The following is a 13,154-nucleotide window of genomic DNA, read 5'->3' on the forward strand; positions in this document are numbered from 1 at the left end:
CTGAAGGTGTAAAAAGGAGGAAGGAAATATGATTTTACAAGCAAAAGGCCTCACTAAGAACTATGGAAACCATACAGCAGTAAAAGATATAAATTTAGAGTTTAAAAAAGGAAGTTTTAACGCAATCTTAGGACCTAATGGGGCTGGCAAATCGACCACGATTTCAATGTTAATCGGACTTAAACGAGCAACTAATGGTCAAATCATCTATGCTCCCAATACTAGGATTGGAGTTGTTTTTCAAGCAAGTGTATTGGATGAAAAGTTGACGGTCAAAGAAAACCTAGCCATTCGTGCTCAGCAGTATAAGGGGATTAAGGGTGGTCGTGTGGAAGATTTAATCAATCAACTAGGGTTGACTGCTTTTCAGAAACAACTTTATGGAACTTTATCAGGAGGACAGAGACGTCGAGTTGACATTGCTCGGGCTCTCCTATCCAATCCCGATATTTTATTTCTAGATGAGCCTACGACTGGACTAGATATTCAGACTCGCAAATCCATTTGGGATTTATTGTATCGTCTACAAAGAGATGAAGGGATGACCATTATCTTAACGACTCATTATCTGGATGAAGCAGATGAGGCAGATCAACTTTATATTATAGATCATGGAAAGGTTATTGCCCAAGGTTCTGCTGCTGAAATTAAAAGTGAGTACGCTTCCAATCTTTTAAAAATTTGTTTTAAAGACAAGCAGATGGAGAAATTCTTACCTAAAAATATGCCTGTGGAAAAGGAAAATGAGTTTGAGTATAGTCTTTATCCTAAGAGTCAATTGGAAGCTATTGATTATTTGACCCAAGTTCGTGAGAAGATTGCTAGTTTTGAATTTCGTCCAGGAACTATGGATGATGCCTTCATAGCCCTTACAGGAAGAGAGGTGCGCTAATGTTAGCCTTATTAAAACGTGATTTTTTGTTGTATTTTCGTAATCGTTCAGGAGTGTTTTTCTCATTACTGGGAGCTTTGATTTCCTTTCTACTGTATATCATTTTTTTGCAGAAAAATTTGATGGATGCCTGGTCCCAACTTCCTGATAATAAGAGTCTATTAAATAACTGGCTGATGGGTGGAACCTTGGCTGTGACTGGGATTACAACCAGTTTTACAGCTTTGACTCAGATGGTACAAGACCGTGAAAATCAAGTGGATCAGGATCTCTTTTTGACAGACTTAGGGAGCTGGGGCTTGCAACTGTCTTATCTTATTAGTAGCCTTATCATTTCCTTTGTTATGCAAGCCTTTATGCTTATTGTTATGAGTCTTTATTTTCAAGAAATTCCAGCTATGAATAAGCTATTTGAAATAAGTTTAATCATGCTGCTAAGTAGTCTCCTTTCAACATTGGTAAATGTACTCTTGATTTATCATTTCCAGTCAGTAGATAGTCTGGGTAAATTGGCTACAATTGTAGGTACAGCTTCAGGATTTTTAGTAGGAACTTATGTACCAATGGGAATTCTTCCTAACTTCGCTCAAGTTCTCATGAAATGCACACCAGCTACCTATCTTGCTTCTCTCTATAGACAGGTCTTAATGAAGGAGCAATTAGAAACTACATTTATGGGGAATAGTAGCTTATTAGAAGAGTTCCAAGAAAAATTAGGAATCCGGCTTAATTGGCAGAACCTTTTAACAAAGGAAGAAACATACTTAATAGTGGTGAGTATCTGCCTCCTAACTTTTCTGCTTTGGCTGGTAGTAGTTAAAATCTCTAGCAAAAAAATAAAAATTATAGGTTAAGTTAACTTTAAGTCTTCTCTTGTATCATATAATTATTAAGTAAAGGCCTCCTAACTTTATTTAATAGAAATCCTAAACTTTTCTTTTTCATAATAATCTCCCTAAAGAAGCCACCAAATCAGGTGGCTTTTTTGTTTGTAGGCTGGATTTTTGCTATAATAGGAACATGAGTAGAATTTTAGATAATGAAATCATGGGTGATGAGGAGTTGGTAGAGCGTACCCTCCGTCCCCAATATTTACGTGAATATATCGGACAAGACAAGGTCAAGGATCAGCTTCAAATCTTTATCGAGGCAGCAAAAATGCGTGATGAGGCGCTGGATCATGTTCTTTTGTTTGGTCCTCCAGGTCTCGGGAAAACAACTATGGCTTTTGTCATTGCTAATGAATTGGGAGTTAATCTCAAGCAGACGTCTGGTCCCGTTATCGAAAAAGCCGGTGATTTGGTAGCAATTTTGAATGACTTGGAACCAGGAGATGTACTCTTTATAGACGAGATTCATCGCTTGCCCATGGCTGTTGAGGAAGTTTTATATAGTGCCATGGAAGATTTTTATATCGATATTATGATCGGTGCTGGTGAAACCAGTCGCAGCGTTCATCTGGAATTGCCACCATTTACCTTGATTGGGGCAACGACACGAGCAGGGATGCTGTCCAATCCTCTTCGTGCCCGTTTTGGGATTACAGGTCACATGGAATATTACGAACATGCTGACTTGACAGAGATTGTCGAGCGGACGGCAGATATCTTTGAGATGGAAATCACCCATGAGGCTGCTTCAGAGTTAGCTTTACGCAGTCGTGGAACTCCTCGTATCGCCAATCGACTCCTCAAGCGCGTGCGTGACTTTGCCCAAATTATGGGCGATGGCTTGATTGATGATGTCATTACGGATAAGGCCTTGACCATGCTGGATGTAGACCATGAAGGATTGGACTATGTGGACCAGAAAATCCTTCGCACCATGATTGAGATGTACGGTGGGGGTCCTGTCGGTCTAGGAACTCTTTCGGTCAATATCGCCGAAGAGCGTGAAACGGTAGAAGATATGTATGAACCTTACCTAATCCAGAAAGGCTTTATCATGCGAACTCGTTCAGGACGGGTCGCGACAGCCAAGGCTTATGATCATTTGGGGTATGAATATATTGAAAAATGAGACTGAAATTTTAGACTCTTTTAGGGAAAATTCTGAAATGATGGCTATTTTGACCATCATCCGTGACCTGGAGTTGAAAGATTCCTGGTTAGCAGCTGGTTCGGTTCGAAATTTTATCTGGAATCTTTTGTCAGAGAAACCAGCCTTTGACCGTGAAACGGATGTGGACGTCATTTTCTTTGACCCAGAGGTGAGTTATGAAGAAACGCTGGCAATAGAAAACAAGTTGAGAGAGGACTTCCCCCAGTATCAGTGGGAGTTGAAAAACCAAGCCTATATGCATCAGCATAGTCCCCATACGGAACCGTATGTGAATTCCTGTGACGCTATGAGTAAATATCCTGAACGTTGTACGGCGATAGGACTTCGCTTGCATTCTGACGCAACTTTAGAGCTCTTTGCTCCTTATGGTTTAGAGGATATTTTGAACTTTCAGGTTTCTCCAACTCCCCATTTTTTAGAAAATGACGACCGGATGAAGCTTTATCAACAGCGTTTATCTAAGAAAAACTGGCAAGAAAAATGGAAAAATCTCACATTTAAAATAACTTAAGGAAACTTTAAGTTAGGAGTTGTATACTTATCTCATAAGTTAAGAAGACCTTAACTTAAACTCCTAAAACTTTTTCATAATAATCTCCCTATAAAAAATCAAGTCGCCCAATCAGGCGGCTTTTTTTGTTCTAAGGCCAAGAAATTTCATGATATAATAGTTTTATGAGATTAGATAAATTTTTAGTAGCCTGCGCTGTCGGGAGTAGGACTGAGGTTAAAAACTTTCTCAAGTCAGGGCGCGTGACGGTCAATGGCAAGAAAGAAAAATCTGCCAAGCTACAAATTGATGAAGAGACAGATGAGATTTGCTTTGACGGGCAAAAGCTAGACTACGAGGAGTTTGTCTACTATATGATGAACAAGCCCAAAGGAGTTATCTCAGCGACTGAAGACCCCAATCACAAGACAGTCTTGGATTTGTTGGATGACTATGCACGTGCCAAGGAAGTTTTCCCAGTAGGGCGCTTGGATATTGATACGCATGGACTCTTGCTCTTAACCAATGATGGCAAGCTGGCTCATGCTCTACTTTCACCAAAACGTCATGTGGATAAAATCTATCTAGCGCGGATCAATGGAGTGATGACAGATGCAGATGTTGAGACATTTGCGCAAGGTGTTCCGCTCAAGGACTTTACCTGTCAGCCTGCCAAGTTGGAGCTTGTGTCGGTGGATACGGAAAAGGATCAAAGCCTGCTCCGAGTGAGCATTGCAGAAGGGAAATTCCACCAGGTCAAACGGATGGTGGGCTACTGTGGTAAGGAAGTGGTGGACTTGCAACGTCTGACCATGGGAACTTTGACCTTGGATGAGGATTTGAAACGTGGAGAATGGCGTCGTTTAACCAAGGAAGAACTAGAAGGCTTGCTTGAAAGTGTTCAATAAACTGGATAATCGGAAAAAGTAGGGTAAATATCCCTACCTTTTTCGATTTTTGGTTGCTTCCTTTGTGAAAAGCGTTATAATAGACTGTAGAATAAAAAGGAGGATTTTATGAACGCGATTCAAGAATCATTTACAGATAAATTATTTGCTAATTATGAAGCAAATGTAAAATACCAAGCTATCGAAAATGCTGCCAGTCACAATGGAATTTTTGCAGCCTTAGAGCGTCGTCAAAGCCATGTAGACAATACACCTGTTTTCTCGCTTGATTTGACAAAGGACAAGGTCACTAACCAGAAGGCTTCTGGTCGTTGCTGGATGTTTGCAGCCCTCAATACTTTCCGCCACAAACTCATTTCTCAATACAAACTTGAAAACTTTGAATTGTCACAAGCTCACACCTTCTTCTGGGACAAGTATGAAAAATCTAACTGGTTCTTGGAGCAAGTGATTGCGACTGCTGACCAAGAATTGACTAGTCGTAAGGTTAGCTTCCTGCTCCAAACTCCACAACAAGATGGTGGTCAGTGGGATATGGTAGTTTCTCTCTTTGAGAAATACGGTGTCGTACCTAAGTCTGTTTATCCAGAGTCTGTTTCATCTAGTAGCAGCCGTGAGCTCAATGCAATTCTAAACAAATTGCTTCGTCAAGATGCTCAAATCTTGCGTGACCTCTTGGCTTCTGGCGCTGACCAAGCGACTGTTCAAGCCAAGAAAGAAGATCTCTTGCAAGAAATATTTAATTTCCTTGCCATGTCACTAGGGCTTCCACCACGTAAATTTGACTTTGCTTATCGTGACAAGGACAACAACTACCAAAGCGAAAAAGGTATCACACCACAAGAATTTTACAAGAAATATGTCGACCTTCCACTAGAAGACTATGTTTCTGTGATCAATGCTCCAACTGCTGATAAACCTTACGGTAAATCTTACACAGTTGAGATGTTGGGAAATGTTGTTGGTAGCCGTGCAGTTCGCTACATCAACGTACCGATGGAACGCTTGAAAGAATTGGCCATTGCCCAAATGCAAACAGGAGAAACTGTTTGGTTTGGTTCAGATGTCGGCCAACTCAGCAACCGTAAAGCAGGGATTCTTGCGACAGATGTTTATGACTTTAAATCAAGCATGGATATCCAACTCACTCAAGACAAGGCAGGACGTTTGGACTACAGCGAAAGCTTGATGACTCACGCTATGGTCTTGACAGGTGTTGATTTGGACGAAAATGGCCAATCAGTCAAGTGGAAAGTTGAAAACTCATGGGGAGACAAGGTCGGTACAGATGGTTACTTTGTTGCTTCAGATGCCTGGATGGACGAATACACTTACCAAATTGTTGTTCGTAAGGAATTACTAACAGCAGAAGAGCGAGTTGCTTACGAAGCAGAACCAATCGTACTCGCACCATGGGATCCAATGGGTGCCTTGGCAGAATAAAAGAATACAAAAAGAATCAGGATTATCACCTGATTCTTTTTTGTTTGTACAGATTACATGATACCGAAGAAACGAGCTGCGATACCAACTGCAAAGAGGGCAAGGATGATTGTGATTGGAGATACTTTTTTCTTAAGCAACCACATGCAAAGGAAAGTAAGGAGAAGTCCCATCAATCCTGGAATCAATGAGTTCAACTGACCTTGAAGAGTTTGAGGTTGAACACTATCCAAACTCAATCCTCCAAGTGCTTGACCAAGGATACCCTTCAACTCAGCTCCTGTAACAGGACCTTCTGGGAAGTTGATATAAGCACCCTCTGCCAACTGTTTACCTGGAAGGTTAACAGTAAAGTTGATAGATACCCAACGTTGTACAAGAACGGCAAGGATGAACATACCAAGGATAGAAGCACCTTTAGTGATGTCTTTCAAGATACCACCAGACATGTCTTTAGTGATTTCAGATCCAGCCTTGTAACCAAACTCTTGTGTGTACCATAGGAAAGACATACGGATTGCATTCCATCCAAAGAAGAAGAGAAGTGGTCCAACGATATTACCAGTTGCAGCAAGTGATGCACCAAGGGCACCAAGGATCGGACGAACTGTAAACCAGAAGACTGGGTCACCGATACCAGCAAGAGGTCCCATCATACCGATTTTAACACCTTGGATAGCAGCGTCATCGATTTCAGTACCGTTAGCGCGTTCTTCTTCAAGTGCAAGAGTAACCCCCATGATTGGAGCAGCTACGTATGGGTGAGTGTTGAAGAATTCAAGGTGACGCTCAAGAGCAGCTGCTTGGTCTTCTTTTTTAGTGTAAAGTTTCTTGATAGCTGGGATCAAAGAGTAAGCCCAACCCAAGTTTTGCATACGTTCGTAGTTCCAAGAACCTTGAAGGAATTGTGAACGCCACCAAACTTTTTGGCGATCTGATTTTGATAATTGAATTTTTTCAGCCATGATTGTTCTCCTTTCTAGTAGTCTTCTAGGATATCACCGATTGGATCGTTAGAAGTTGCAGCTCCTCCGCCACCGTTTCCACCTTGTTTAGAAAGGTTGAGGTAGATGAAGGCAAGGGCAACACCGATGACACCAAGGGCAATCAGAGTTAATTGAGAGATTGCTGCAAGAGCAAAACCGATAGCAAAGAATGGCCATACTTCACGAGTTGCCATCATGTTGATAACCAAAGCGTAACCAACGGCAACGACCATGGCACCACCAACAGCCATACCACCGTTCAACCAATCTGGCATTAAACCAAGAGCGTCTTGAACAGTAGAAGCTGGGATAGCGATAAGGAAGGCAGCAGGAACAGCGATACGAAGACCTTGAAGAATAAGGGCAAAGTAGTGAGCGCGCTCAACAGCTGCAATGTTACCTTCTTTAGCGGCAGCATCAGCAGTGTGAACCAAGGCAACTGAAATTGTACGAACGATCATAGTCAAGAAAAGTCCAGCTACGGCAAGAGGGATTGCAGTTGCAGTTGCCACTGCTATACCTTCAGTAGTAAAGTTACCACCTTTAATCATGATGATTGCAGCGGCAACAGAGGCAAGGGCAGCGTCAGGAGCTACGGCAGCACCGATGTTTGCCCAACCTAGAGCAATCATTTGAAGTGATCCACCAAGCATAACCCCTGCTTCGAGGTTACCAGTTACAAGACCGATAAGGGTACATGCGACGATTGGTTGGTGGAATTGGAATTGGTCGAGGATACCTTCAAGACCTGCAAGGAAGGCAACAAATACGACCAAGATAGCAGAAATAATTGAAATATCTGACATGGTTTTATTCCTTTTCTATTTAATTATAATGAAGAGTATTATCATTCTTCTAATGATTCCTTAGAAGTAGATTTTGATTATTGAACGTTAGCTTTTTTGATTAAATCAAACAAATCTTTTTTAGTGTCGTTTGGTACTTTACGTACGTCAAATTCAACACCGAGGTCACGCATTTTTTCAAATGTAGCAACGTCGTCTTTGTCCATTGACAATACGTTGTTGACCATTGTTTTACCAGTTGAGTGAGCCATTGATCCAACGTTAAGAGTCTTGATAGGCACACCGCCTTCGATAGCACGAAGAGCATCTTGAGGTGTTTCAAATAAGATAAGGGCGTGTGTTTCACCAAAACGAGGGTCTTTTGCAACTTCAATCAATTTTTGGATTGGAACAACGTTAGCCTTCACTCCGTTTGGAGCTGCTTGTTTGATCAATTCTTTACGAAGGTCATCTTTAGCAACGTTATCTGAAGCAACGATGATACGGTTAGCTTTTGAATCTGGTGTCCAAGCAGTTGCAACTTGTCCGTGAAGGAGACGAGTGTCAAGACGTGCAAGATTGATCTTAAGTTTTCCGTCTCCGATGACAGTTCCTTCTGGAATAGCAGCTTGGGCTACAGGCGCAGCTGCAGCAGTTGCAACTTCCTCAGCTGGATTTAACTCTTCTGGAAGAGCCTTGATGCCATCTTTGGACTCTTTAATAATATTTGCAGCGACTTTATCCACGCCAGCCGCAGCATCCATGAGGCGCTCTGTGTAGGCTTGGATTAACATCGGTAAGTTAAGTCCAGTGATGATGGCAAATTTACGTTCAGGGTTTTCTCCCATCACGCGACTAGCTTGGTTAAATGGAGATCCACTCCAAAGGTCAGCCAAGACTAGAACCTCATCTTCTGCGTCAAATGCAGCCACAGCATTATTGAACTTCGCGTATAAATCATCTGGACCTTCGTTTGGCATAAAGGTTACAACTTGAACCTTTTCTTGTTCACCAAAGATCATAGATCCTGACTGATGAATACCAGCGGCAAATTCACCGTGGCTCGCAATAATGATTCCGATACTCATTATTGTCATTCCTCCTTATAAAATGTTTGACTCGTAGTTTAAGAAAACTTTAAGACTATTTAAGTATAAATCGTTTTCATAAAAAAATCAACTACTTATACTAAACTTTCAAGAATTTGTGAAAATGTTTACTTTTAAAACATTGATATATCAATGTATTTAAATATAACATAAAAATAATAGTATAAAAATTAGTATAAAAGTTTTAAATGTCTTATTAAAATTAGGAAAGACATTTTTCAAGATGCTTCTGATTCAGTTTTTGATATAATAGATAGTAATTTATTTTTCTGGTTAGAGAATTTAGAGTGAGAGGTGTTTATGTCCCCTTCAATTCAGTTATTAAAAGACCGCTATTTAAAAAATATCAAAAAAAATCCAGATCTCTACATCGGTATTGAGTTGGAGTTTCCTATCGTTCATACGAAAGGCCAACCTACAGATATTGAAGTCAGCAAGGACTTGATGCGCTTTTTGGTGGATGCTCTCAGTCTGAAAGTTGAAAAGGTAGACCAGGAGGGCAATCCGATTCAACTTGTAGAATCGACGAGTCAAGATCGAATTCTGTTTGAAGTTTCTTATACAACCTTGGAATTTGCCTTTGGTAGGGCTCAGAATATCCAAGAGGTTGAAGGACGTTTTCAGGCCTATATGAAGGTAATCCAAGAAAAGCTAGGCGAAAAGAATCATGCTATCCAGGGTTGGGGGATTCACCCAAATTGGAATCAAAATGACAACCGACCTGTGGCTTATTCACGCTATCAGATGCTGATGGATTATCTGAGTATGGGGAGTCACCAAGAAAGTGCGCATTTACATGACTTTCCACAATACGGAGCTTTCATCTGCGGGAGTCAAGTCCAGTTGGATGTTTCGACCGCTAACTACCTACGTGTCATCAATGCTTTCACTCAGATTGAGTCAGCCAAAGCTTTCTTATTTGCTAATTCTGAGTTTTCTGGAGCAGACTGGGACACCCAGATTTCACGAGATATCTTTTGGGAAGACTCCATGCATGGGATTTATCCAGAGAATGTTGGAGTCAATACCAGACTCTTTAAAGATGAAGATGATTTCTTTGATTATTTAGACCATTCTGCGATTTTCACAGCAGAACGAGATGGAGAAACCTATTATTTTTCTCCAATTCAAGCTAGAGATTACCTAGCTATTGATGAAATTCCTGCCTATACTCTAAATGGGAAAGAAGCCCTGCTTGTTCCTCTAGAAAAGGATTTCCAAACGCACCGTAGCTATCAATTTCAAGATTTGACAACAAGAGGGACTGTTGAATTTCGTAGTGTTTGTACACAGCCGCTAGACCGCACCTTTGCTTCAGCAGCCTTTCATCTAGGTTTGTTGGTGAATCTTGACAAGCTTGAAACTTACCTAGAAACAGCTCCTTTCTTTGAGAGATTTGGTCGTGACTACAAGTCTTTGAGAAGACAATTTTCTAAGAAACACCTCACAGATGAAGAAACAGCTGGGATTGCCCAGTTCTCCAAAGACTTGCTAGCGATAGCAGAGCAAGGACTTGAGATGAGAGGTCAGAGTGAAACGACTTATTTAGAACCTTTGAAAGAAGAATTGGACGTATAATTTTCTTATAAAGGAAGAATTTTCTGAAAAATCATGTTATAATGAATAAGACTATAGATAAAGGATAGAGATTTATGACATTAGTTTATCAATCAACGCGTGACGCGAACAATACAGTAACAGCCAGCCAAGCGATTTTGCAAGGTTTGGCAACAGATGGAGGCTTGTTTACTCCAGTTAGCTATCCAAAGGTTGATTTGGATTTTGAAACATTGAAAGACGCTTCTTACCAAGAAGTGGCTAAGCTTGTCTTGTCAGCCTTCTTGGATGATTTTACAGCAGAAGAGTTGGACTATTGTATCACCAACGCCTATGACAGCAAGTTTGATACACCAGCTATTGCCCCTCTTGTCAAACTCGATGGCCAATACAACTTGGAACTTTTCCACGGTTCAACCATTGCTTTTAAAGATATGGCCTTGTCCATCTTGCCATACTTTATGACAACGGCAGCTAAAAAACACGGTTTGGAAAACAAGATTGTCATCTTGACAGCAACATCTGGAGATACTGGGAAAGCTGCTATGGCAGGATTCGCGGATGTACCAGGAACTGAAATTATCGTTTTTTATCCAAAAGACGGTGTCAGCAAGGTACAAGAGTTGCAAATGACCACTCAAACGGGCGAAAATACCCATGTTATCGCTATTGATGGAAACTTTGACGATGCTCAGACTAATGTGAAGCATATGTTCAACGATGTGGCCCTTCGTGAAAAATTAGCAGCTAACAAGCTCCAGTTCTCATCAGCTAACTCTATGAATATTGGTCGTTTGGTCCCACAGATTGTCTATTATGTTTATGCCTACGCTCAGCTTGTTAAAACTGGCGAAATTAATGCAGGTGATAAGGTTAACTTCACCGTACCGACAGGAAACTTTGGAAATATCTTGGCTGCCTTTTACGCCAAACAAATCGGCCTACCAGTCGGTAAGCTAATCTGTGCTTCAAATGACAACAATGTCTTGACAGACTTCTTCAAAACTCGTGTTTATGACAAGAAGCGTGAGTTTAAAGTGACCACTAGCCCATCTATGGATATCTTAGTGTCTTCAAACTTGGAGCGTTTGATTTTCCATCTTTTGGGAAATGATGCGGTTAAGACAGCTGAACTTATGAATGCTTTGAACACTAAAGGTCAGTATGAGTTGGCTGATTTTGATGCAGAAATCCTTGGCCTTTTTGCAGCTGAGTATGCGACAGAAGCAGAAACCGCAGCAGAAATTAAGCGTGTTTATGAGGCAAATGCTTATATTGAAGACCCTCATACAGCAGTTGCTTCGGCCGTATATAAAAAATACCAAGCGGGGACAGGCGATGTGGCTAAGACCGTGATTGCTTCAACAGCTAGTCCATATAAATTCCCAGTAGTTGCAGTAGAAGCTGTAACAGGGAAATCAGGCTTGACCGACTTTGAAGCTTTGGCTCAGTTGCACGAAATTTCAGGAGTGGCAGTGCCACCAGCAGTTGATGGTCTCGAAACAGCTCCAGTTCGTCACAAGACAACTGTTGCAGCGGCAGATATGCAGGCAGCAGTAGAATCTTATTTAGGACTTTAAAAGAGAGGAAGTAAACTCGGTTGGGAAACTAACTGAGTTTCTTTTCATCAGGAGGAAGGATTGTTTAAAAAAAATAAGGATATTCTCAACATAGCTTTACCTGCCATGGGTGAAAATTTCTTGCAGATGCTCATGGGGATGGTAGATAGCTACTTGGTAGCTAATCTGGGGTTGATCGCCATTTCGGGTGTGTCTGTAGCTGGAAATATAATCACCATTTATCAGGCTATTTTTATTGCCTTGGGAGCAGCAATTTCTAGTGTCATTTCAAAAAGTGTGGGACAGAAAGATCAGTCTAGACTAGCCTACCATGTGACAGAAGCTCTCAAGATAACCTTGCTATTGAGTTTAATTTTAGGTGTCTTGTCCATCTTTGCAGGTCAAGAGATGATTGGTCTTTTGGGTACTGAACAGGCTGTGGCTGAAAGTGGTGGCTTATACCTATCTTTAGTTGGTGGGACAATCGTTCTCCTGGGCTTGATGACTAGTCTAGGAGCCTTGATTCGCGCTACCCACAATCCTCGACTTCCGCTTTATGTTAGTTTTTTATCCAATGCTTTAAATATTGTTTTTTCAAGTGTCGCCATTTTTATCCTTGATATGGGGATAGCTGGTGTAGCTTGGGGGACTATTTTGTCTCGTTTAATCGGGGTTGTAATTTTGTGGTCACAATTAAAACTTCCATATATGAGACCGACGTTTGGACTGGATAAAGACCTGCTAACTTTGGCTTTGCCTGCGGCGGGAGAACGTCTCATGATGAGGGCTGGAGATGTAGTCATTATTACTTTGGTTGTTTCCTTTGGGACGGAGGCAGTCGCGGGAAATGCTATCGGTGAAGTTTTGACTCAGTTCAACTACATGCCTGCTTTTGGTGTTGCGACAGCAACAGTCATGCAGGTAGCTAGAGCAGTTGGGGAGGATGATTGGGCAAGGGTGGACAAACTAAGTAAGCAAACTTTTTGGCTATCTTTCTTTCTCATGTTGCCCTTAACGCTTAGTATCTATGCTCTCGGGACACCACTAAGCTATCTCTACACCAGCGATCCTGTGGCTATCAAAGCCAGTGTTTTAGTGACTCTTTTTTCACTTTTAGGGACTCCTATGACAACGGGAACGGTCATTTATACAGCTGTCTGGCAAGGTTTGGGAAATGCCCGACTTCCCTTTTATGCGACAAGTATTGGAATGTGGTGCATCCGTATTGGGACTGGTTACCTGATGGGAATTGTTCTTGGATGGGGTTTGCCTGGTATCTGGGCAGGAACGCTTTTGGATAATGGTTTCCGTTGGATTTTTCTACGCTATCGTTACAAATCTTATATGACATTGAAAGGATAAAA

12 protein-coding genes are annotated in these 13,154 nt (G+C 41.3%); 9 read left to right on the forward strand and 3 right to left on the reverse strand.

All coding sequences use genetic code 11. The features are described from left to right. The first annotated feature begins 28 nt into the window (after positions 1 to 28). The 6 genes from BQ2679_RS01810 (at position 29) to pepC (ending at position 5,794) form a co-directional block, all read left to right on the forward strand. Positions 29 to 892, forward strand: coding sequence for an ABC transporter ATP-binding protein (locus tag BQ2679_RS01810; protein WP_075565600.1), 864 nt, complete (start codon positions 29 to 31; stop codon positions 890 to 892). Continuing rightward, positions 892 to 1,746 carry an ABC transporter permease gene (locus BQ2679_RS01815; RefSeq protein ID WP_075565602.1) on the forward strand — a complete coding sequence of 285 codons (855 nt, stop codon included), beginning with the start codon at positions 892 to 894 and terminating at the stop codon, positions 1,744 to 1,746. The genes BQ2679_RS01810 and BQ2679_RS01815 overlap by 1 nt, the downstream gene beginning before the upstream one ends. A gap of 166 nt (positions 1,747 to 1,912) precedes the next feature. Continuing rightward, entirely contained in the window at positions 1,913 to 2,911 is a 999-nt protein-coding gene (gene ruvB, locus BQ2679_RS01820; RefSeq protein WP_075565604.1) for a Holliday junction branch migration DNA helicase RuvB, read from the forward strand. Then, complete coding sequence (locus BQ2679_RS01825) at positions 2,892 to 3,464, forward strand: nucleotidyltransferase family protein (protein ID WP_075565605.1); 573 nt, start codon at positions 2,892 to 2,894, stop codon at positions 3,462 to 3,464. Before ruvB ends, BQ2679_RS01825 begins: the two co-directional genes overlap by 20 nt. A gap of 164 nt (positions 3,465 to 3,628) precedes the next feature. Further along, a complete protein-coding gene (locus BQ2679_RS01830; RefSeq protein ID WP_075565608.1) occupies positions 3,629 to 4,351 on the forward strand; it encodes a pseudouridine synthase in 723 nt (240 codons plus the stop codon). Between the two features lie 108 nt (positions 4,352 to 4,459). Next, entirely contained in the window at positions 4,460 to 5,794 is a 1,335-nt protein-coding gene (pepC, locus tag BQ2679_RS01835; RefSeq protein ID WP_075565610.1) for an aminopeptidase C, read from the forward strand. Positions 5,795 to 5,847: 53 nt separating this feature from the next. On the opposite strand, the gene BQ2679_RS01840 is transcribed toward pepC, so the two are convergent. From BQ2679_RS01840 to BQ2679_RS01850, 3 genes are all read right to left on the reverse strand, one after another. Further along, entirely contained in the window at positions 5,848 to 6,759 is a 912-nt protein-coding gene (locus BQ2679_RS01840) for a PTS system mannose/fructose/sorbose family transporter subunit IID (RefSeq protein WP_075565612.1), read from the reverse strand. 14 nt (positions 6,760 to 6,773) lie between these two features. After that, positions 6,774 to 7,586 (reverse strand): PTS mannose/fructose/sorbose transporter subunit IIC, encoded by an 813-nt coding sequence (locus BQ2679_RS01845; protein ID WP_075565614.1) that lies wholly within the window; start codon positions 7,584 to 7,586, stop codon positions 6,774 to 6,776. Positions 7,587 to 7,663: 77 nt separating this feature from the next. Further along, positions 7,664 to 8,653 carry a PTS sugar transporter subunit IIB gene (locus tag BQ2679_RS01850; RefSeq protein ID WP_075565616.1) on the reverse strand — a complete coding sequence of 330 codons (990 nt, stop codon included), beginning with the start codon at positions 8,651 to 8,653 and terminating at the stop codon, positions 7,664 to 7,666. A 321-nt stretch (positions 8,654 to 8,974) separates the two neighbouring features. Between BQ2679_RS01850 and BQ2679_RS01855 the strand changes: the two genes are divergently transcribed. The 3 genes from BQ2679_RS01855 to BQ2679_RS01865 all read left to right on the forward strand — a co-directional run bounded on the left by BQ2679_RS01855 (position 8,975) and on the right by BQ2679_RS01865 (position 13,152). Then, positions 8,975 to 10,252 carry a glutamate-cysteine ligase family protein gene (locus BQ2679_RS01855; RefSeq protein ID WP_075565618.1) on the forward strand — a complete coding sequence of 426 codons (1,278 nt, stop codon included), beginning with the start codon at positions 8,975 to 8,977 and terminating at the stop codon, positions 10,250 to 10,252. Between the two features lie 74 nt (positions 10,253 to 10,326). Further along, entirely contained in the window at positions 10,327 to 11,811 is a 1,485-nt protein-coding gene (gene thrC, locus BQ2679_RS01860; protein WP_075565620.1) for a threonine synthase, read from the forward strand. A gap of 60 nt (positions 11,812 to 11,871) precedes the next feature. Beyond that, positions 11,872 to 13,152, forward strand: coding sequence for an MATE family efflux transporter (locus BQ2679_RS01865; RefSeq protein WP_075565622.1), 1,281 nt, complete (start codon positions 11,872 to 11,874; stop codon positions 13,150 to 13,152). The last annotated feature ends 2 nt before the right edge of the window (positions 13,153 to 13,154 follow it).

The organism is Streptococcus timonensis (assembly GCF_900095845.1).
Classification (GTDB): domain Bacteria; phylum Bacillota; class Bacilli; order Lactobacillales; family Streptococcaceae; genus Streptococcus; species Streptococcus timonensis.